At 30.5% G+C, this 21,748-nt stretch carries 25 protein-coding genes; all 25 read left to right on the top strand.

Annotated features, from left to right (window positions below):
• Positions 1 to 13 precede the first annotated feature (13 nt).
• The 25 genes from bpuSUM_RS07720 (at position 14) to bpuSUM_RS07600 (ending at position 21,515) form a co-directional block, all read left to right on the top strand.
• A complete protein-coding gene (locus bpuSUM_RS07720) occupies positions 14 to 673 on the top strand; it encodes a hypothetical protein (RefSeq protein WP_247067596.1) in 660 nt (219 codons plus the stop codon).
• Between the two features lie 164 nt (positions 674 to 837).
• Positions 838 to 1,548: a hypothetical protein gene (locus tag bpuSUM_RS07715; RefSeq protein ID WP_247067594.1), complete on the top strand. Its 711-nt coding sequence runs from the start codon at positions 838 to 840 to the stop codon at positions 1,546 to 1,548.
• 337 nt (positions 1,549 to 1,885) lie between these two features.
• Positions 1,886 to 2,827, top strand: a complete 942-nt coding sequence (locus tag bpuSUM_RS07710) for a hypothetical protein (protein ID WP_247067592.1) — start codon at positions 1,886 to 1,888, stop codon at positions 2,825 to 2,827.
• Positions 2,828 to 3,029: 202 nt separating this feature from the next.
• The gene (locus bpuSUM_RS07705; RefSeq protein WP_247067590.1) at positions 3,030 to 4,628 is read left to right on the top strand and encodes a hypothetical protein; all 1,599 of its coding nucleotides are present in this window, start codon (positions 3,030 to 3,032) and stop codon (positions 4,626 to 4,628) included.
• Positions 4,629 to 4,861: 233 nt separating this feature from the next.
• On the top strand, positions 4,862 to 6,058 hold the full coding sequence (locus bpuSUM_RS07700; RefSeq protein ID WP_247067588.1) for a hypothetical protein: 1,197 nt from the start codon (positions 4,862 to 4,864) through the stop codon (positions 6,056 to 6,058).
• A 266-nt stretch (positions 6,059 to 6,324) separates the two neighbouring features.
• Positions 6,325 to 6,888, top strand: coding sequence for a hypothetical protein (locus tag bpuSUM_RS07695; RefSeq protein WP_247067586.1), 564 nt, complete (start codon positions 6,325 to 6,327; stop codon positions 6,886 to 6,888).
• Positions 6,889 to 6,945: 57 nt separating this feature from the next.
• On the top strand, positions 6,946 to 8,112 hold the full coding sequence (locus tag bpuSUM_RS07690) for a hypothetical protein (RefSeq protein ID WP_247067584.1): 1,167 nt from the start codon (positions 6,946 to 6,948) through the stop codon (positions 8,110 to 8,112).
• 68 nt (positions 8,113 to 8,180) lie between these two features.
• Entirely contained in the window at positions 8,181 to 8,816 is a 636-nt protein-coding gene (locus bpuSUM_RS07685; RefSeq protein ID WP_247067582.1) for a hypothetical protein, read from the top strand.
• A 75-nt stretch (positions 8,817 to 8,891) separates the two neighbouring features.
• A complete protein-coding gene (locus tag bpuSUM_RS07680) occupies positions 8,892 to 10,097 on the top strand; it encodes an anti-CBASS protein Acb1 family protein (RefSeq protein ID WP_247067580.1) in 1,206 nt (401 codons plus the stop codon).
• Between the two features lie 23 nt (positions 10,098 to 10,120).
• A complete protein-coding gene (locus bpuSUM_RS07675; RefSeq protein WP_247067578.1) occupies positions 10,121 to 10,732 on the top strand; it encodes a DUF1357 family protein in 612 nt (203 codons plus the stop codon).
• Between the two features lie 72 nt (positions 10,733 to 10,804).
• Entirely contained in the window at positions 10,805 to 11,395 is a 591-nt protein-coding gene (locus bpuSUM_RS07670) for a DUF228 domain-containing protein (protein WP_247067577.1), read from the top strand.
• Positions 11,396 to 11,469: 74 nt separating this feature from the next.
• Positions 11,470 to 12,399 (top strand): hypothetical protein, encoded by a 930-nt coding sequence (locus tag bpuSUM_RS07665; RefSeq protein WP_247067575.1) that lies wholly within the window; start codon positions 11,470 to 11,472, stop codon positions 12,397 to 12,399.
• Positions 12,400 to 12,401: 2 nt separating this feature from the next.
• On the top strand, positions 12,402 to 12,791 hold the full coding sequence (locus bpuSUM_RS07660) for a DUF3890 domain-containing protein (protein WP_247067573.1): 390 nt from the start codon (positions 12,402 to 12,404) through the stop codon (positions 12,789 to 12,791).
• Positions 12,791 to 13,153, top strand: coding sequence for a hypothetical protein (locus tag bpuSUM_RS07655; RefSeq protein ID WP_247067571.1), 363 nt, complete (start codon positions 12,791 to 12,793; stop codon positions 13,151 to 13,153). The genes bpuSUM_RS07660 and bpuSUM_RS07655 overlap by 1 nt, the downstream gene beginning before the upstream one ends.
• A gap of 22 nt (positions 13,154 to 13,175) precedes the next feature.
• Positions 13,176 to 13,715, top strand: a complete 540-nt coding sequence (locus bpuSUM_RS07650; RefSeq protein WP_247067569.1) for a DUF764 family protein — start codon at positions 13,176 to 13,178, stop codon at positions 13,713 to 13,715.
• 70 nt (positions 13,716 to 13,785) lie between these two features.
• Positions 13,786 to 14,862 (top strand): DUF787 family protein, encoded by a 1,077-nt coding sequence (locus bpuSUM_RS07645; protein WP_247067567.1) that lies wholly within the window; start codon positions 13,786 to 13,788, stop codon positions 14,860 to 14,862.
• The gene (locus bpuSUM_RS07640) at positions 14,862 to 15,281 is read left to right on the top strand and encodes a DUF1463 family protein (protein WP_247067565.1); all 420 of its coding nucleotides are present in this window, start codon (positions 14,862 to 14,864) and stop codon (positions 15,279 to 15,281) included. Before bpuSUM_RS07645 ends, bpuSUM_RS07640 begins: the two co-directional genes overlap by 1 nt.
• 3 nt (positions 15,282 to 15,284) lie before the next feature.
• A complete protein-coding gene (locus bpuSUM_RS07635; protein WP_247067563.1) occupies positions 15,285 to 15,704 on the top strand; it encodes a DUF1473 family protein in 420 nt (139 codons plus the stop codon).
• Between the two features lie 51 nt (positions 15,705 to 15,755).
• A complete protein-coding gene (locus bpuSUM_RS07630; protein WP_247067555.1) occupies positions 15,756 to 15,968 on the top strand; it encodes a DUF1322 family protein in 213 nt (70 codons plus the stop codon).
• A gap of 12 nt (positions 15,969 to 15,980) precedes the next feature.
• Positions 15,981 to 17,297: a hypothetical protein gene (locus bpuSUM_RS07625; RefSeq protein WP_247067553.1), complete on the top strand. Its 1,317-nt coding sequence runs from the start codon at positions 15,981 to 15,983 to the stop codon at positions 17,295 to 17,297.
• Positions 17,298 to 17,329: 32 nt separating this feature from the next.
• Complete coding sequence (locus bpuSUM_RS07620) at positions 17,330 to 17,890, top strand: DUF792 family protein (RefSeq protein WP_247067546.1); 561 nt, start codon at positions 17,330 to 17,332, stop codon at positions 17,888 to 17,890.
• 39 nt (positions 17,891 to 17,929) lie between these two features.
• On the top strand, positions 17,930 to 19,105 hold the full coding sequence (locus tag bpuSUM_RS07615) for a hypothetical protein (protein ID WP_247067544.1): 1,176 nt from the start codon (positions 17,930 to 17,932) through the stop codon (positions 19,103 to 19,105).
• Positions 19,106 to 19,177: 72 nt separating this feature from the next.
• Complete coding sequence (locus bpuSUM_RS07610) at positions 19,178 to 20,089, top strand: DUF693 family protein (protein ID WP_247067542.1); 912 nt, start codon at positions 19,178 to 19,180, stop codon at positions 20,087 to 20,089.
• A 13-nt stretch (positions 20,090 to 20,102) separates the two neighbouring features.
• On the top strand, positions 20,103 to 20,720 hold the full coding sequence (locus bpuSUM_RS07605; RefSeq protein ID WP_247067539.1) for a DUF777 family protein: 618 nt from the start codon (positions 20,103 to 20,105) through the stop codon (positions 20,718 to 20,720).
• A gap of 204 nt (positions 20,721 to 20,924) precedes the next feature.
• The gene (locus tag bpuSUM_RS07600; protein ID WP_247067538.1) at positions 20,925 to 21,515 is read left to right on the top strand and encodes a BTA121 domain-containing protein surface lipoprotein; all 591 of its coding nucleotides are present in this window, start codon (positions 20,925 to 20,927) and stop codon (positions 21,513 to 21,515) included.
• The last annotated feature ends 233 nt before the right edge of the window (positions 21,516 to 21,748 follow it).

Below are 21,748 nucleotides of genomic sequence, written 5' to 3'. Positions count from 1 at the left end.
GGAGGAGAATAGAATGGATAAGATTAAATCATTTTTATTTAAAATATATATTTTCTTGCTTATATGTTTTTGTATGTTTTTCATGTTCTTTTTTATCATATACTTAAGAGATTTATTTTCAAATAGATTGTTTTCAACAAGAGAGCATTATTTTTCAAATCCATATACTAGTATGGTAAGGGAGAATTCTTATTTTAAAGAGTTTGGTTCTCATAGTATCAAGAGTATCTTTCTTAAAGAGTCGTATCTTAATAAGGACTCTTCTGATTTTAAGTCTTTGCCAGATGCAGAGAAAGAAAGAATGGTTGCTTTTTATCCATTGCTTAATCTACGTTTTGAAGTAGTTGATAAAGGACGCTTAATGAAATTTAAAAATGTAATTTTTGATGGAGTTGATGCCATATATGATGATAAAATGACTAGTCCAGAGTTTAATTCATCAGATGAGCCATCTTTTCGTATTATTAATAATAATGGTATAGATCAAAAATATTTGGGTAAATATCCAGTTAAGGTGGTTAATAGTTTTACTATTTTATTTAATGAGGCCCTATTTCGGGTTTTACGTGAGCAACCAAAATTAAAAATTACTTTAATCTCTCATGATGATGTTGAGTATAGTATTGAGACTCATAACTTTTTATCTGAGAGTAGATTCGATATTACACATTAATTAATAATTACATTAATAAAATTAAAGTTTTATCTCCATTTTATTTAGTTTTTGGTGCATTTATCTTCATTTTTTAATGAAAATTTAAATTTTTGCTATATATTATTCTATGATTTAAAAATATTTTTAAATATTTCTTAAGGAGATAAGGATAAGAGAAAATTATGAAAAAAATTCATATTATTGTTTTATTTTTAGCTATGTTAATATTTGGCTGTAACCTTGCTGAAGGTTTATTGTCAGGTGCTTTGGTAAATCCAGAGGAGTCCCAACAAGATGGGATGAGTATGCTTAAAGAAGTAGGGAAATCATTTGTTGGTACACTTGCTGATACACTTGCTGTTCTTAATGAAAAACAAATTTCAGGTGTTCGAGTATCAGGAGGTAAAGTTATTGGAGAAGATGCTCTAGAAGATGAAGAAGATTCTGAAGAAGATGATTCTGAAGAAGGAGAGCAAGGACAAAAAGATTCCAATGAAGAGAAAGTTTTAGGTGATAGTCAAGGTTCAGATGGTGTTAATTCTGTAGATGCTAAGGCTACTGAAACTGCTGAAGTTAAAACAGAAAAAGCTAAAACAGAAACTGAAACTGAAACCGTAGCTTCTAGCCAAGTAGTATTAGAGACTCCAGTGGTTGCTCAAGTTCCTCAAGAAGTAGCACCACAAGTAGCACCAAAAACTGTTAGTGTAGCTGTAGCTAAAGAAGAGGTGAAAACTCCTTCTAAACCTGCTGTTGGGGCATCAAATAATGCAACTAATAGTAGTAAAAAAGTAGTTACACCTAAAGCTCCTGCACCTAAGAATAAAAATACCCAACAACAACCATCAAAGAGCTGGTGGAGTTTCCTTTGCGTACGTTGGGATTACGGGTGGTAAAAAAATAAAAGGAATTCCAAGTTAGTGTGAAATTAGAACTTAAGTTATGATGAAAATAGACATATTGATTGATGTGTTCTAATTTGATCGGTGTGCCCTAAAGTATGTAAACTTTAGGGCATTTTTATTTAATTTAAGTTTATTTAATTTTCCATTATTTTTCACTTTCAATAAGCCCCAAAGTTTATGTTAGTTATATAAAGGTCTGTGATTATGTTTTTTTGATAGTTTTTTCAAGGTTTTATTTGAAAAGTTAAATTTATTGCTATAAATTGTTTCTTTATTATTTGAAAATTGATTTTAAGAAATTATAAGAAGATAAGGATAAGAGAAAATTATGAAAAAAATTCATATTGTTATTGTATTTTTAATTATATTAATATTTAGTTGTAACCCTTATAAAGATGCAATGATAGATGATCTATCAGCTGATTCTAGTGGTGTTTTTATGAATGTTGTCCAAGGAGTAGGTAATTTATTTGTTGGTGGCATTATGACTATTCTTAAGGGAGGTAGTTACGAACACTTAAAGGAGGATGACGTTTTAAAGGTTGCTAGTGATGATAATAATGACGCAAAAATTGATATTGCTAAGGAAGGAATAGCAATGTCTGCTAATTTGAATGCTGATTTTGGATCTGCTGGATCTAAAGGCGTGGTTTCTAATCAAGGAGTTAAGATTTCTGAAGTTATTCAAGCAGTAGTTTCTAGAGAGGAGCAAACTGTTACTGAGGTTGGATCAACTGGTACCATTACTATAGATTCAAGTGACAATAATGAAGAAGATGAAGAGAGTGAATTGTTTAATACTATACTTCAAGCATTCTTTAAGTGGCTTAAAAAAAATGAAACTAAAAGACAAGAATTGGTAAATTTAATGAAGAAGGTAGATGGGGAGATAAAAGAGGGTATGCAAAAGAAATTAGAGGGTGTTCAAAGGTGGACAGAAGATCTTGATTTGGAGATGCAAAATCAGATAACAGTTTTTCTTGATGTTAGTGGTGATAGTAATAATGAGGATGCTTATGATGAGGGCCTATACTTTTTATTAGAATATGATAAAGACTCTGATAATAATAGATATGCTGTAAAATTATTGTTGAAAAGATTGTTATCTGAAATCGAGGAGTATATTGATGATGAGTATGTTGATGAGATTAAGGATCAAGATTTTGAAGATAATGATGAAGTTAGTGAGCAAATCTTCCAAAAGATAAAAGAGCGTTTTGATATGTATCTTAAAGATTTGGAGGAGCTTAAAGTTTCTTCTATAAATTAATGTGTTAATTGATATACCCTAGAGTTTTTACAAATTTTAGGGTATATTTTTTTATTTAAGTTATTATTTAAATTGGTTCAAATTCCCCCATTTCCTTTTAGTTGGAGTATTTTTCAAGTAAAAATTTGAAAATTTAATTGGAATTCAATTTTATTGCTATATATTATGTTAATATTTTGTGTGGTTTATAAGGAGGGTGGATATGAGAAATTTTGGTATTATTGTTTTGTTTTTAAGTACCTTGACATTGAGCTGCAAAGTCTATGATACGGGAAGTACAAGTTATTGGTTTACAACTGATGATGGATTTGTTCAAGGAACAAAAAATTTTGTTGATTCTCCTCTCCGCAGACTGGATCGTGTTGGCCAAGAGGTCTTAGCTGGTGGTAAAGAAATAGAAAAGGTTGTTAGTCGAAATTTAGGAGATGCTGTTGGGCAAAAAAAAGACACAGCTGATGCTAAGAATGGAGTTGCTGTTGCCCGGGAATCGGGGAGTGTGCTTCAAGAAGCAGGAAATGCCATTGAAGGAGACGTGGATAGTAGTGGTGAGGGAATAAAAAATGATGTTACTAAAAATTCAGAAGGTGTTGATGGTCAAGTAGCTGTAGGTATTGCTAATAATGAAGATAATAGTGGTCAAGAAGCAGGAAAGGTTTCCCAAAGCTTAGTAGATACTGGTGCTCAAAGCGTAGTGAATACTTCTCGTTTAGATTCCAATTTAGGTGTTGTAAGCAAGGGTGGTATGTCTACTAACCATGTAACAGAATATGTAACAGAAAATATAAATTCAATTATTAGTACTAGTTCAGGGCTGAATACTGCTTTACAAATAGCAGAAACATCTACAGGAGCATCTGGTTATGAAGGAGAAGTTACTACTAATACTCAAGATAGCACTTTTGTTGAGACCGGAACGCAGGAGTCTAAAACCCAACGTTCTGATTTTTCTAATCAAGATGTAAGAGATAAAATTTTGGGAAGTGTTGTTAGTGGCGTTGTAGAGGATGTTGTAGAGGGTGTGATGAGTGGAATTGATAATGTTATTGAGGGTACAGGAACTTTTGCTACAGATGCTGTGCAAGGAGTAGGTACCGTTATCGATGTAATTAAAGATGTAGGGACTTTTGTTATAAGTGATATTCAAAAGATGGGAGCTCATATGCTTTTTGGTGCGGGGGAGAGTTCTAGTGTTACAAGTGAAGACAGCGAGTCAGTAATGAGTTTGAGTTCTGATGTTACAAGTAAAGCTAAAGATACAACAGTGGTCTTGAGTTCTAATGAGACTCAAGTAATTGAGCGTTTAGAGAAATATCTTCAAAGTGCCATTAAGATTAATGGTATGTCAGATTTTGATCAAAGTAAATTAGAATCCGGACACAAAAAATTCTTTGAATGGTTAAAAACAAGTGATATTGATGCTTCTAAGAGAAAAGAACTAGTACAGGATCTACAGAAGGTGTTTGATCTAATAAAAGAGAAAAGTTCAGATTCAACAGAACTTAAAAATTGGGTGGAAATTATTGTAGATAAGATTGAGAATAAAAGTACTATTGTTGATATTAATAGTGATGATAAGTTAGATAGTGATGACGAGGTAGACTTTTTAATAGAGACTACTCTTGGTTCTAGGGATTATAGTGGATTTGCTGTGAGTTTATTGTTCCAATCATTAGCAGATACTCTTTATGATATGGAAAATAGGCGTGATAAATCTGAAGAGCAGATATTTCAAGATCTAAGGAAAGTATTTTCTGATAAAAGTGAGGGGGAGTTTAAGTCCAGAATTGAAGCTATAAATTAATGTAATGATTTAAAAGTTTACTTTAAGTTTATAAAGGCCTTAGAGTAAGTTCTTATTTATTTTCGTTTAATTTATGCAGGGTGGTAAATCTTTTTGAAATTATTATATGCAAATTAACGTGTATATACATTTATATTGTCTGTTACTTTAAATTTAAAAATGTTGATTTGTATTATTTTGATATTTAAAAATTATTTATAAATTTTTTTTAGCAATTAATGAGGAGGAAGAGTATGAAAATTGCTAAAATTTTTGTTGTGTTTTTAAGTATTTTGGCATTTAGTTGTAATTTAGCTGACTTACTTGGGAAGGATAACCTTGATGAACATCAGGTTGAGAGAATGGGAGATTTTCTTCAAAAAGGCTTTAAGACTGTTATTGACGGTGCAGGTTATTTAATAGATTCTCTTGAAGATGTAGAAGATGAGTATGAATATTTTTATGTTGATGAGCAAGGTAACATTGTTGATGTAGATTATGATGGTGATGGTTATCGTCTAAAAGTTGATATTGTAGAGGGTAGAGATAAAATTAATGTATCTGCTGGTGGAGTAGTTACTGTTAGTGATGACCAAAAAGCTGTAACTTCTCAAGCAACAGGAGTTAATAAAGATTTAGGAGAAGAAACCGCTATTTCTCAAGCAACAGAAGTTAAAAAAGATGCGACCCAAGAATCTGTTACCGTTAAAGTAACAGGATCTAATAAAGGTGTAGTACCAAAAGTGAGAGAGTTGAGAAAAAATAGATCCAAAACTTCTAGTTCGACTTACCAAAAACCACAAGAGTTTATCTCTCCTTTCTTAGGAACAAGAGTTGCTCATTCTTATGGTTCCCGTAGTATTTATTGTCGGTCAAGAAATATTAATTCAACAGGTGGCATGATCGTATATATCAGTGATGATGAGAAGAGTAAATTTGAGAGTTTAGAGAAGTATGTTGGTGAGGCTATTAAGATTAATGGTAGATCAAAATCTGATCAAGATAAGCTTGAGAATATGTACCAAAAATTCTTTAAGTGGTTAAAAAAAGAGGATTCCTCTTCTGCTTTTAGAAGATTAAAACTGGGACGAGATATGAAGAAGGTGTATGATTTTATAAAATCAAATGCTAGTGGTTCAAAAGAGATTCAGAATTTGATTGTTGGAGGTGGAGATAAAGAGATTTTAAGATCAGCTGGAATTCATTCTGCTAGTGACATTAAGAGTGATGCTGAAGTAGAAGCTTTAATGAGACTTTCTGTTAGTGATAGAATGTATAGTGGAAATTATTTAAGTTTATTTTTCCAAAGATTAGCAGATAGCTTTGAATATTGTTATGATTGCAGTGATGATTCTTTTGATTATGTATTTAAGCAGATGGAATCGGTGCTTAATGGTACTTCTTATCAAAGTGGTGGTTTTGCCACATTGAAGAGAAAGATTAAGGAATAAAATTTAAATACCAATTTATGCTTTACCTTACCCTAGGGCTTTTAAGCTTTAGGGTAAATTTATTTTTACAAGTTATTTAATAGGTTTAATTTTTTTTGTCAAGTAAATTTTTAAGTATGTGTTTTCAAGTTTAGATTAGTTATTTTGTTAGAAGTTTGTATTGTAAGTGTTGATTAAGATTAGTTTTAAGTGTAGACTTTGACACACATTTAAATGTGTGATTAATACTAACCTATGAAAATTTAATTTTGGAGAATATTTAGTTTATGGTAGTAAGAAGACTCTTTTTAAAATTATTATTTGTAGTTGGTTTACTTGTATTTTTTAATGCTTGTACCAAAGAATCCGGGAATCTTACAATATCTGAAGATTTTAGAGTATCTTATGTGAGTAATGATAGTAACTTTAGCTCATTAGGAGTTGAATTGAGTTTAGTTAATCGTGACAATTCATTTTCAATAATGTGTGATTATTATTTTGATATTTGTCATATACATTTTAAGCTTAAGAATGAGCATTCAATTTACATAAAGGCCGTTAAACTTGATGGAAGTTTTATTCATTTTTACGGGCATGACCTTGGAAAATACCCGATTAATATGTTTTCAAAAGATATAAGGTTAGTTAGTATTGAGTTTAACTTTAAGCGTTGCAATGATGAATGGAAAAAATTAATAGCAGATGCTAAGGATGGATACTTAACATTTAGTATTATTTGTGTTGAAGAAAAGAGCAAGTTAGAGAAAAAGTATGAATTTAGAGTTAGTGCAGCAAATTTGAGTAAATTTATTAAATTTATAGATATAAACAATAATTACGTTTTTAGATAGATGTATTCATGTTAATAGTTGAGTGGTAAAGTTTTAATTTAGTGGAGTATTTGATTTATGGTAATTAAAAAACTATTTTTGAAATTATTATTTGTAGTAAGTTTATTTGTATTTTTGAATGCTTGTACTAAAGAATCCGAGAATCTTACAATATCTGAAGATTTTACAGTATCTTATTTAGGCAATAAGAGTCACATGGGTCGTTTTGCATTGAATTTGGTTAATAGTGATGGTACTAAGTTTATAATCAGTTATAACTCTTATTCAGATTTAGAGGCAAGTGTAAGAATATATCTTGATCTTGGTACTGATATTAATATTGAATTGAAGGATATTAAATTAAATGGAAAAGATATCGATTTGTACGACAGGAAATATCTCGGTTTTTACAGCTTCAGAAATAGTCATTACTATATTCCTTTTCTTGATTTTCATAATAAAAGTACAATGTGGCGTATTGGGTTTTATTTGAATTTTGATAAATGCAGGGCTGAATGGAAAAAATTAATAGCAGATGCTAAGGGCGGATACTTAAAATTTAGTGTTCTTTGTGTTGATGTAGAGAGTGGGCTTAAGCGAAAGTATGAATTTAGGGTTAGTGCGGCAAATTTTAGTAAATTTGTGGAACTAGTAGAACAAGTACATGTTGTAGAAGTGCCAATCTTAAAGGGTTACTCAGAAGATTTGAAGCAACGTTGTTATTGGTACAATAATTATTGTGAAGTAGAGTATGCAGAAGAGTTTAAATCTGGAAGTATAAAAAGTATTTCTTTTATTAAAATTGAAATGACTGAAGATGGTAAGGAGAGTTTGAGGAACAGGGCTATTAACGATGGAGAGAGGGAGATGACGGAGAGAAAAATTCAAGAGAATTATCCAAGGTATTCTTTAAAATTTAGTATAGTTGGTGAGTATAGGATAATTAATATTAAGCAGGTTATTTTTGATGGAGTCGAAGCAAAACCATCGATTTTTAGGCTTGATGAACCTGATAAGCAACTTGCAGGGGTTAAAGATTTTCAGATGGGGCCTGCTGATCTTTGTAAACAATTTTTAGGAGTTATATTTCCAGTTCTAGTAAGTAATACGTTTACTATTCATCTAAAGAAAAGGCTTGTTGAAAAACTTAAAGAGAAGCCTAGAATTAAAATTACTCTAATTTCTGTTTATGGTGATGAATTTATTATGGAAACTGATAATTTTATTAAAAAATATAATTTTTAATTTTAGTGTTTATTGATATTTATTTGTAGTCATTTGTTTTAAATGAGTTGTTCTTAAGGAGACATATAATGTTTATCAGGTTTACTTTGATAATTTCTCGTATATTTTTATTTTGCGTGTTAGGTGTATTTTTACTCTCAGCAGATTTTAAGAGCTATTGTAATAGGGAGGCTGCTTATATTTATTGTTATAAAAAGTATTTAGAGGAGTTTGAATCTGGAAGTATAAGTCGTATTCTTTTTATTAAAAATAGGATTGTGCAGGAGACTAATACATACACATGGGAAATGATTATGAACACCGATGAGGAGGATGGTGAACCAGGTGGTGGTGGACCAGATTCACCATTTTATTTTCTATATTATTCTTTAGATTTTAATATAGTTGGTGAGCATAGGGCAGTTAATATTAAGCAGGTTATTTTTGATGGAGTAGAAGCAGAACCATCAATTTTTAATCTTGTTGATCCCACTTGGCAACTTTTAGGGGTTAAAGATTTTCAGATTGGACCATCTAGTGTTAATAAACGATTTTTAGGAGTTATATTTCCAGTTCCAGTAAGTAATACGTTTACTATTCATCTAAAGAAAAGGCTTGTTGAAAAACTTAAAGAGAAGCCTAAAATTAAAATTACTCTAATTTCTGTTTATGGTGATGAATTTATTATGGAAACTGATAATTTTATTAAAAAATATGATTTTTAAATTTAATTATTATTAATAGTTATTATTTAATTATATTTAGTTTACATAATTAAATATTATTGGTATAATTAATTTATGATATTTAAGAAATGTAAGAATGATTTTGAAAATTTATTATTTAATAAATATACAATAGATCCATTGAAGCTTTATAGGTATTCTTTATTTTTTAGGAATTACATAGAAAATTCAGCAGAAGATGCATTAAGACCTGGGATTAGATTAGATTTTTTAAATTCCTCCACACTTGATTTTCTTGATTTGCAACCTTTAAGCTTAGAACTTAGCGAGGCACTTCTTGAGGCAATGATAAGTTATAGGTTTAATGGAGCAGGATATATTTTAATTAAACCTAAGGTGTTAGATGAAGATTTAAGTAAGAGTGTGAAAGATGAATTGCCAGTTGGATTTAAATATTTAGACTATAATCGGATAATAGATGATCACAGTAGTAATTATTTAGAATATCTGCAAGATGATGGTACATCTATTATTTTACACAAGAGTAGAGTTATAATCCATGAGAATTTTGATTATATACTAGGAGAGCATATTCCCGTTTATACCCAGAGCTTACTTTTAAGTATTTGTCTCTTAGAGCAGATATATTCAGAGATTGAGAAGCGCATTGGGCAATATAATTTTTTGTTTTATAAAGATGAGCAGTTAGTTGAGCTTATGGAGGCATTGCAAGATGCTAAGAATCAGATTAGTCTTAAGACTAAGGGTAAGGGATTGTTTTCTACATTTTTTAAAAGTAATGATGGTGTAAGTGAAGGTTTAGGCAAGTTTGGGTCTGAGATTGATCTTGTGTTTGAGAGGCTAAAGGGTGGTTTGAGTAATGAGGGAATTTTTTATAGTGCTGATGAGGGTGCAAGTTTACAGGTTATAAAGTACGATCTTGCATTTTTAAAGGATGCGTTTGAACTTGTAAAAGCAAAGATAGGTGCTGATAGTAAAGAACCCTTAACAAGAAGTTTTAATGAACAGGTTAAGGGTTTGGGAAGTGATGGGAAGGGAGATAGGGCTAATTATATTGATTTTTTGCATACCGTGCAAGAAGCAGCAGTCATTTCAGTTAATCTTAAGTTAAGTAAGTATTACAGACTTAGCATGCGTTTTAATGATCTAGTTATATTAAGTGATGAGCAAAAATTAGAGCGAGATATGAGATTACTGGATATGTATGCTAAATATCTAGAAATTATAAAGTCGCATTCTTTAAGTGATGATGAGGTTTTGATATTAAGGAATAAATTACATTTTGATTTTAGATTTTAAATTTTATTTTAGGAGGTTTAGTAATGGATAATGCTGGTATTAATGTTAAAGATGAACTTAAAGGAGATATTTCTCTTAGTGAGAGTTTAAATGATACTTTAGATGATACTGGTCATAATAGTATTAATGGTACTCATAATACTACTTATAATAATATGGGTGTTACTAAAGTTAATAATTCCAGTAAGATTGATAGTGTTAATAATAATGAATTACTAGCTAGAGCTGTGTGGATTACTAGACTTGCTGATGATAATTTAAGTTTTAGTTATAATACACAAGAGCTCTTAGGTGCTGGGAATTCATTAGATAAAGTTTTAGATATTCAAGTATGCGAGCTTATAAGGAAGTATGTTGATGAGAGGCAAATAATGGCAGTTGCAGGTAATCTTGATATTTTTAATTTAAGTGATGGGGTTAAGGATATACTCTTAAGGCTTGCAAATGCAAGTATTGACTTATCTAAGAACAGTAATAATTCATATAGTTTAATGACTTTTAGTAAGGGTAATGTAAAGGAGGTATTAAATTTACGAAATCCAAATAGTACAATAAATGATTATAAAGATTTAAGACAAGCAATGTTGAATGAGTGGATGCAAATTAAGCAAGAGTTTTATAATGTTAAATCTTAAGTTTTATATCTTAAGTTATTTTGGTAATTATTTAAAATTTATTTAAATTTAAAAAATTTAAGGAGAGTATTTATGCCAGACAAGAGTGAACCTAAGGCGGAAGCTACCCCTACTGCTGAGAAGGTTAAGATTAAAAGCGAAGTAGCATCTTTTAGGACAAAAAGACAAACATCGGTTTTGGAACAACTTAAAAACTATAGCACATATCCAGCTGTTTTTGATAAAACCAGTCAGTTTGGAGCATCTGATTTTTATTTTACTCATAGGGGAGGACTACAATATTGTGTATCGGATAAGTTAGAAAATTATCAGGCTATTAATTTTTGTTATAAACGAGGAGTTAAACTAGTTATTGAGAATGGTATGGCACCTCGCGTAGAATATGGTGGTCTTAGCGATCTTTATGGGATTTGCATAGATTACGATGAAACTACAAAAACAGCAACAGTAATATCAACAGCTAGTAGTTTTGAGTGTATTTTACTCTCAAATTCTGGTATTAAAGCTGGGGATAAGTTATCTTTTGATGAGCTTGGATTACTTGGGAAGATTGTTGACTCTACTCCCGTGCAGGCAATAGCTTTAAGTGATGCTTATGAGTTTAAAGATAAGCCTGGATTTTATGGTACAAAGATTATGTTTATAAGTATGCCCGCTGTATAGATTGTGGATGGTTAGTAATTAAATTAAAGTTGAGTTAAAAAAATTAGTTAAAAATTCATAGGAGAAACTAAACATTGAGTGAAAGTCTATTTAATAATTTAGAATTTATAAATACTATTAGGGATTCTATGTCCCTTGATAAACCAATTCCTGAATATTATCATTTTTTTGATAATGAGCAAATAGAGAGTGGTGATATATCGCTTGCAAGCGAAAAGGTTATAAAGTGGAATTCAAATATAGTAGATCAACCGACGCTTAGGGTAAATGATTTTAGTACTGTAGCTACTATCAAGTTTAAGAAGCAAGTGGTTCTTGTTAACTATTTACCATTTCAGTATGCCTTTACATATTATGCACCTGATGGGAAATTAGATGTGCAGGCAATTAATAACATTAATATGAGAGACGGACTTAAGTATTCATTATCTGAGATACATAAACTTTTAAGTGCACATTACTTAAGAGGTGGTTTGTGCTTATCAGGTGGTAAGAAGAATCGTCGCACTCTTCTTGTTGATGATGCTAATAGGGAGACCATGTATGGGTTACTTAATATTCCAGGTCAAATAGACAGAGCTGTTAAAGTAACACAAGCTTTAGATCTAATAAAGGCTTGCAATTTTGAATTGGGTAAGATCAATTTGGAAGATGAGAGAAGAGTTCCTTTTAAAGTATTAACGACACCTAAAGTTAAAGCTCTCTTACTTGAGAGACTACATAATAATAATTATTCATACAGGGACATGTTATATGACTCTTTAAGTTCAATAAATAATGATGCTGATATTGAGCTTGAGACTACTAATTTATTAGATGATGAGATGTTAATTTATCCAAGAAGTTCCAAGCTTTTGGTATTAAAAGATGGTCATCCTCCGGTTTTAAATGCATATACACAGATGTCGAGTAGTAATTTTAGGACTAGTTTTCTAGATTTTTCTATTGGAAGCATCATTGCAAGTCAAGAGACAATACTTAGACTTAAGATAAGCTGGACTTGATCATGGATAATGAGGATTTGGGTAAGATTTATACCAAAGTATTAGATTTACTGATGCTTAAGTCTGAAGATCTGGAATTTAGCGAATTTAATGTCTATGTGAATTTGCTTGAGAATATTTTGATTAGCAAAGGTTTAGGACTTGGGGATTTAAATATGAGTAAGATATTTTTGCTTATATATTATTTTCTTGGATGTGAACTTAAAAAGAGAGGCAAACTTTTGCATTTTGATTGTAATAAAGTTAAGTCTGAGCGACTGGGTGAAATATCTGTGGAATATTCTGATTATGTTTTGCATAATGAATCTTTAAATAAGGATTTTTGCGTTGCTTTTAGTAATCTTGTAGAAGATATTAAGACTTGCAAGAGAACATTAATAGGCCTTGTATGATGAGTGGTCTTAGTCTAGCTATGACTAGTAGTATTATAAGATATTCAATACCTATGTTTTTATTTAAGAGGCAATTAATTAAGAATAGAACTAATGCTTCTTATGAGAAAAAGATTTTAAGAGATACCCCTATTAATTTTGATGGTGTGTTTTTATTTAAGGATGAAGATACAGTTGAGCTTTTTGGTTCAAATATCTTTATAAAAGAAATGTGTGCTAAGGTCTATACCTTAGATGCTATTGATTTTAATTTGGAGGATCAAGTACTAGTTAATGAAGATTTGATGGAGATTATAAGTGTGAATAAGTATTATGTATATTTAAAGGCTAGTTATACCGTTGTAATTCTTAAGAAACTTTAATTATCCTTTAAGGAGAATATTTGTGTTACTTAATCTATATGAATCACAAACTTTTTTAACAAAAATACTAATTGCGTTTAAGGATTACTTAAATCATCATTCTCTCAAAATAGAGGTTATCAATTCTTATAATCGTTTGTATTTAACTGACTTAAGAGATGATTATTCTTATCTGTTAATCATAAATCCTAAAGGTTTTGATTGCTTAGATCCGCGATCTTTAAGAAGTGGCAATTTTTATTCTAGTGTTAATGAATTTGGATTAAATTTTACTCTTTGTTTTATGGGGTTTGTAGGGGATATTGGTGATCTTAAAATTTATGTTAATTTGCATAAAATTTATGAATGTTTCTTGGATTTTTTGTATGAAAATTCTTGCAAATTTGAATTTGTAAAATCATTAGAGGATGAATATGATTTGTCTTTAAATTATTACCTCAAATCTACAGGTGATTTGTTAAATGGGAGTGTTAGTAGTGTTACTTGTAATATCGGAAGGGCAATTTTGGGCTTAACTCAGTCTTACAGAGCAGACATACAAGTTATTGAGATTAAAAGTTAAAATAAGGATTAATAAAAAAGATTAATAAAGATTAAAATGAAAAAATTGAATTTAAAAAAAAGGAGATTATATGCCACAAGATACAATTAGTGTTAATTTGATAGAAGATACTGTTAGATTGCATAGCATTGGTTATTATAATCCTTTGCTTATTTATAAGAGTGAGGTTTTAAATGAGGGACATTTTGTTTTAAGTGTTTCAAGCTTTAAAGAGACTTTAGAATCTATTGAGATTAAAGAGGAGTTTAAGGCTTTAGAAGATCAAGTTAATTTAGCTAGTCTTCAGCGTGAGTTCTTGGCAAAAAGTTTTAGTGATTTTTTTAATGCAGAAGGGCTTAGGTCTTTTAATTTTTATCTTTATAAAGATAAAGATACGATAGTTAAATTCTTAAAGAAAAATATATATCCATTTGTAGTCTTTGTAGATATGGTGAAAGATTCCTTTAAAGAGGATTTTCATGAGATTGGGAAGCTTACTAAGTTTGTGGTATTCTCAACTAATAGTGAGCATCTGCCTGAGTTTATGGAGGTCCTGCCTGTAAGCCAGAGGGATAGATCCATCTTTATTTATGATAGTGGTGAGGATAATTTGCATCTTAAGTTCATGGCTAAATATTTGCATGAGGCTAGTATTTTTCATGCAACTAATCCTTATGGAATTACATTAAGAGCTAAACCAATTTATGATGCTACTTTAATTGGTCATTTGAGACGCAGTAATATTAATTTTTATTCTCTTCTTAATGAGACTGGTAGAGATGGGGTTTTGGCTTTCAAAGAAGGGGTAGACTGTTCAGGTAGGCCAATTGATGAGTCATTTACATATTATTTTTTAAAGAATGAATCAACACGTGAGCTTATTCGTATTTGGAATCGTAATAATAGGCAAAATAGTAAGCTTAGTCAGTTAAAATTTGCTGATGGGAGACCCAATGCTTACACAGCAGGTCTTGAATGTTTATTTAAAGAGTTTAAAGAACGTGAACTTATTGTATCTTTTGGTGATATTAAGTTTGGACTTAAGGCAGATAATGCTTTAGGCTTAAATTTATCTATTCGTATTAAATATAATGATAGTTTTAAGAGTGTGGTTTTAAACATAAGTAGTGATGATATTAATGATTATTTAAGAAAGGAGGCTTTCTAATGAAAGATTATTATTCATTGGATTTAGTATTTTTTAGTTTTGCAGGAATGCTCATAGATAGGGGAAAGTTACAATATTCAACCTCTCCTAATGTTATGGCTATTGCCAGCACTGAAGAGAAGAATGTACCAATTCCAAGCTTTAGAGATCCTAGAACTATTATTCATATATTTAGTTTAGAGCTTACCAAAGGTTCATTTGATTATAAAATTTTAACTAAACTTAGTAATGAGCAGTTTTACTATTCGACTTCCAAAAAGGATAAGCTTAGGTCATTGGTGTTTAATGACCAGATGGGGCTTAAAATTATTTCTAATAGTGCATTTTTTTCTGAAGTGCCTAGTAGGACTTATGCAAATAATAATGATACTGTAAATTTTATAATTCATGCAATTAATTGCGAAATTGAGAGGGGGTAATTTGTGAGATATAAATTGAAGATTTTGACTAATCTTAAAACTTATGAATATGTTTTAAGGGATATTCCTATGTATGATTGGGATTCTATTTTAGGATTTGATGCAAGTCAAGAGACTTTAAGACGGGAACTTAATAGTTTACCTATTCTTAAGCGAATAAGTACATTAATGATATCACAATCTTTTTTTGATGAATTTTACGAAATTATTAGTATTAATAGGGAGCATTCATTTTTATATAAATATCAGCTTCCTACCATTTTTTTTGCTGTTCAGTATTCTTTGGTAGAAAAGATAGAAGGATTTAGAGAACCCAGTTTGGTGTATGTTGAGAGTTTTCAGGATCTTGGTGGGACTTTTGTTAAGTATCCACATATTGATGATAGGTGGAATTATAATGATTTGGTATCTGGTGGTAAATAGCATTTTAAAGGTTATTTTAAAATTAAAGACATTAAATTTGAAGGACGGTTTATGAATCGTAGTGCAATTTTAAGTGATTATTTTAGTTATTTAAGGTATTTAAGGAGTGAGGATTTTAAATATTATTTTCCCGTTTTAATGGGAGTTTGCACTTTTGCTGAGATTAAGCGATTTAGATATGCTGAACTTTTAGAAATTAATAAGATTGCTAATTTTAAGCTTAAGAAGGAAATATATGAAAACTTTTTAATTGCAAATTTATAGGAGATGTTGTTTATGAATTTAGATAAACTTGATGATATTAGCCAAGATTTATTTTATGATTTTGATTTAAGTAGCGATTTAGAAGAACATTTAAAATTTGCAGGAAGTGATAAGTTTTTAGAGGAACAGCTGGCATCTGTATTAATTGAGCCGATAGTTAGTGGTTTTAAATCTGAAGATATTTTAGATGATAGGTTGATAAGTGAGTTATTAGTTGAGTTACCAAGAATTGATATTGGTTTGCAAGAACTTAAGACCCGTAAAGCTTCAAATCAAATTTCAGATTTTAAAGAAGATGTTAAGAGTGCGGGGAGAGATAATAATGCAATTGGGGTTATGTTTTCAGATTTAAAGTTGCCGTCTAAGCTTAAGCCTGATGCTGATTTAAGTTTGCCTTTATTTGGTGGTTTGGATGCAGGTTCAAAATCAGGTTCACTTTTGAATTTAGATACAAATATGCTAGACTTAAATTTTTTTAAATCTTTAAGCGATTTTGATGAAGATTCTATGGTAGTTTCTAATAATTTTAAGTTAAAAGGGAATAATATTGCAAACAAGGGCACAATTAATGATATAACTTATAGTGATTTTGAGAGGAATAGGATTGAGGACATGCTTGCAAGCACGGGTAAGTTTGATAATCAAGTGGACATTAATGATTTTATTCGTAAGACCTGTGGTTTTAAATCGTTATTATCTAAGGTTGAGAGTACACCTGATGCTCTTTTTGATACAGTTAAACTTGCAAGTTCTCTAAAGGGAACTAATGGGCAGTTTGATTCTAATTCTGAAGCTGTATCTGTTGTTTATGATTTATTTAAGGAAGGTGTTTTATCTTCTCTTAAGAATGATGTAGGGAATAGAGAGAATTTTTCTCAGTTTTTGGGTACGGGAGTTACTTTTGATGATCGAGTAAAACAGCGTTTTTGTGATGCATGCTTAAACTTAGATCAGGGTGTAAATGCAGGTGTAAATTCAGATATGAGTTCAAATTTAGATTCAGGTATGAATGTAGGTATAGATTCAAACTTAATTGATTCTCAAAGGCGAGTTACAGGTGATTTAAGACCGGAGAGTTTTGGGCTAATTAATGATGTGCGTGGTGATGATATGCATATGCTTGTAGAAGAGGTAAGGGAATTTTTAAGTTGGGCTTGTGGCATAGATTTAGAGAGGAGTATTATAGACCCTTTGAGTATATATTTTACTAATATGGAGAGGGCCATTAATGATTTAAGAGACGCTATAATGTTTAACATGCAAGGTGTTTCTGTGAGGGATAATATGCATGACTATAAGATGGGCAGTGAAATTTCACGCATGCCTTAAAGGATCTTCAAGGTATTTAGGGGATATTTAATATGGTAACGGATGTAAAATTACTTATTTGGGAAGTTGTAAATCATATTTTAAGTCGTGCAAGTTCATCTAATTTTATAGCACTCTTTCCTAGGCCTGATTTTAAGGGATTTGAATATGTTCCGCAATTATTTTTTATATTTCCAAAATCAGGAGCTATTGAGGAAAGTTTAAGTAGTGTTAGTAGCCAGCATCCCATTATTAATCTGAATACCAGGCGTAGTGAATTTGTAAGTTATAATGTTACGTCAAACCCGGGGGTAATTACTATTTCCAATGCGGTTTTGTCTTCTGTTTATGATAAAGTTTTAGTTGATAGTCTAGAGAGAACGCCTTTTGCAAATAGTGCTTTAGAGTTTGATTCTAATTTTATAAAGATACAGTTTAGGGAAAGATTTAAAGCAGGTATTTATTATAGCATTTATGGTGCATCAATAGGATTTCATGAGACTACTATTATTAATTCTTTAAGCATTAAAGGTACACCATTTGTAGATGAGCTTAATGTTAGTTTACAAATTAAAATAGTGAAAACTTTTAATTTTTTAACATATAAAGGTTAAAATATAATTATATAGTAATTTATATTTAGGAGAATGTTTATGGTTAAATTCAGATATATTGTATTATTTTTATTATTTTTATTTTTTAACCTTTATGGGGCACCTTTAAGGCCTTTTGATTTTACGAATTGGAATTTTGATAGGGAAATTGAGGAAGCTTATGAGGCAAGTTATGAGGTTGTAGATGGTATTTTAGTGAATGTTGATGACGTTAATAAAAATGTGAAATCTAAAAAAATTTTACAAAGAATATCAGAGCTTGAGGGATATTACAGATGTCTTGTAAATATGATAAGGGATGATATTTTCCTGCAGGTAGAAGATGAATTTTTAAGAGAGTATGGTCAGTATTTTGATGATGATGTTTTTACTGAGACTGATAATAGGTTTAAACGGGCAATAGAAATCCCTATGGAAAATGCGTTTGACAAATATAGGCATAGAGTTTTGAGTTTTAGTAATAAGACTTGGATTAAAAATCCAGATTATACCAAGTTATTCATTAAACTGCAGCTTAGAGAGATTGATTTTGTGGAAAATTATGTTACGCAAAAACTTGGTATAAAATTCGGTGTTGCAAATGGTAGTTTGAATGGTCAAAGACAGCCAGGTGCAAGAGGGTCAAATCAAAGACAGTCAAGTGCAAGACAGCCAAGTCAAACAGGTCAAAGGTATGGTTCTCAAAGGTCCATTACTAGAAGTGAGTATGAGAGACAAGTAGGTTTAAGACAACCCAGACCAAGTGATATGGTTAAAGAGGCTTATGATGATGAAGAACTAGTTATTAGAGATAGTAGTGAGAGTGCAGAGAGAAGATCCATTCCTAGGAGTAATGATGAGAGTTTAGGACGTCAAAGACAGTCAAATCAAAGACAGTCAAATCAAAGACAGTCAAATCAAAGACAGTCAAATCAAAGACAGCCAGGTGCAAGAGGGTCAAGTACAAGAGAGCCAAGTCAAAGACAGTCAAGTACAAGAGGTCCAAGTGCAAGATCTGTAAACCCAAGGCAGACAGGTTCAAGCCCAGACAGCCAGAGAGCAAGAAATGTAAGACCTAGTGGTGTTAAGAAAAGTAATATTAGACCAAGTAGTACCAGACCAGATCTTAAGAGACCAGGAAGTGATATAAGACCAAATTTTGTAAGACCTATTGTTAGGCCACTTGGTGAGAAGCCAGTTAGTTTTAGATCTGAGTACATGGAAGATGAGAATTAATATTACTATTTATGTGTAAGGTTAGTAGTTAGGTTTACTAATATTGACCTTTAGGAGTTGATTAAGGGAGTTATGTTATTATTTCAATATGATTTTAAACTAGAGTTTTATAGTTCTGGGGGTGAGATTAAAAATCGGAAACCAAAGTTTGTTATAGAGACAAAACATGGGGCACCTATTATTAATATTGTAATTAGTAATGAATATTCCCTTATGAGTGCTTTGCAATGTAAAAAAGCACAATTGCAATTGTTTAATATGCCTTTAAATTTTAATAAGTCTTTAAGGCATGGAGATATTGTTAAAATATACTATAAAAAATTTGCGCATGAGGATGAGTTTGCTTACAGATTTGTTATGGCTGGATATCTGGGTGCTCCTATTGATTTTGATTTTGAAAATGGTGATTTTATTTGTCAATATGAAGTTTATCTCCTGTCTCAAGATACGTTTTTTAATAAAAAGCTTGATACTAAAAATTATAAGGGTAAATCTTTAGAAGAGGCAATAAATTTGGTATTTCCAGGTCAAGCCATTATTAGCATGGGGCCTGATGCTCGAAGTCGCATAATAAGTGAGAGTTTTTATGCCCTTACTTTGAAGGAATTTATAGAAAAACTTATTGAAAACTATGTGCATTTGATTTTTGTTGATGTTGGTGAGTTGGACTTTAAGGTTGATACTAAATTTGTTTTTATTAATTTTGATAAACTAGGTGGCCAAATAGTTTATAAGAAGCTTGAAGATTTTGCACTTTTATTCATTCCTCAAAGGGAAGTGAGATTTGTAGGCCAATCTGCCATTAATTTTTGGAATACTAAACTTCTCTTTACAGATAAGATTAAAGTTGGAGATGGGGTTGAATTTATAGATAGATATGGGAGCGTTGTTAGGGCTTTTGTTCAAGAGACTAGTGCTCATTTAAGCAATGTGGGTGATTGCACATTAAAATTGAAGCTTTATGATGAATCTAATATTTTATAGGTAGGATAAATTTATGAACAAAACTTATGAAATTTCTAGAAGACTAGGAAGTTTAAGTAATGATTTGGCACTTGAGGCTGCTAAGAAATATTTACGTGATAATGTATTTATTTGTCGCATTGGAATTATTAAGGAATTTGATTTTAATTCCCAGGAAGGAATTGTTGTAATTGAAGAATATGAGGACTTAAGGATTAAGAGTCGCAATATCTCAAATTTAAAACTTGAACTTAGGGAAGATGATAGGGTAATCTTGCTTCAAAGTGGCATAAATATCTTTAATGAGAGAGATAATAATTATTTCGATAAACATTATTTTTATATCTTAAATGCAGTAAGTCTTGAGTATGCAGGTATTGATGTAGAGAAATTGAGCATCAGTGCAAAAAAATTGGATGTGTTATGTGAGGATGCTTCTTTTAATTCTAAAAATGTGATATATGATGGTGAACATACTAGGATTTCTCTTAACTCTTTAGTTATTGAGGCTACTAGTATTGAGTTTAAAGGCAATGTGTATATTAATGGTAAATTGTTTGAAAGTCATACACATGGGGTTGGTAGCATAACTTATGTTAATGCCAGTGGAGCTCCCACTCTTGCAACTGGTAATACCTCAGGTGTTGTATAAATTTAAAATATTTAAAATTTGATTTTTAAATATTTATTTCGATCTTTATTCCAAGTCTCATCTGGATTTTTGATATCATGTAGGTGTCTCTTTATTTTATAAATTAGACATTTATTTTATTTGATTTTAAAAATAAAGTATTATTTTAATTTTTAATCAATCATTAATGAGATATGTTTTCATATAGAAGGGAGATATTGAAATATGAAAGCTTTCAACATTTTAATTTTATTGATGGTTTTATTTTGTTGCTGTGAGGATGAAGAATATGTCAATAATTTGGGGCTAGGTTACAATTTTGATGATATTGCCAGCAGTGAGCTTGACATTGGTCTTGCCTTTGATCATCCTTCATTAGAAAACTTAATGACAGGTTTTAATCTCTCAGGGGAAGAAAAAATAGCAGTTAGATTTTTAAGAAGTGCATTAACAGATCCTACAATTGCAGAAGGTATTCCAAATGTACGTACTTACAGTGATGATGAATTTTATGAGTTTTTAGTTGTTCTAAGTTCTGCTAAGATTAAAGAGGCAGTTGCTGATATAGTTGTAACATTAAGAGTACGAGATGACATACTGGATGCTATATATGAGCTTGCAGATGGACATCCTAAAAGGGATGGTTTTGAAGTTCAACTTGCTACTAAGCAGAGGGAATATTTAAAAATTTTGAAAGTTTTTTGTGGTGGTGATAATGGTTACAGAGGTGCATATCTATCACTTAAGATGGCTAATTGTTCAAAAGTGTTTACATCATTAAAAAGGCAAATATATGATGTTTTGCATGAATATTAGATTTGTTTAATTAAATTGTTGCATTGTAACTTGAGTTTTATTTGTACTCTTTCTCTTTAAAATAAATCTTGAAATCTATAAATTTCATTATTTCATTACTGAAGATAAAATTTTATCTTCAGTAATATTTCTTAAGTAGTATTACTACTTAAAGTTTTATTATTTATCTTCACTAAGAACTTTGAATTTGGGCTTTACATTTCTTATACTTTTGTGTCTTTATAAAATTATTT

This window comes from Borrelia puertoricensis (genome assembly GCF_023035875.1).
Taxonomy (GTDB): domain Bacteria; phylum Spirochaetota; class Spirochaetia; order Borreliales; family Borreliaceae; genus Borrelia; species Borrelia puertoricensis.
The sequence above is the reverse complement of the archived record's forward strand: the minus strand, read 5'-3'. Positions and strand labels throughout refer to the sequence as shown.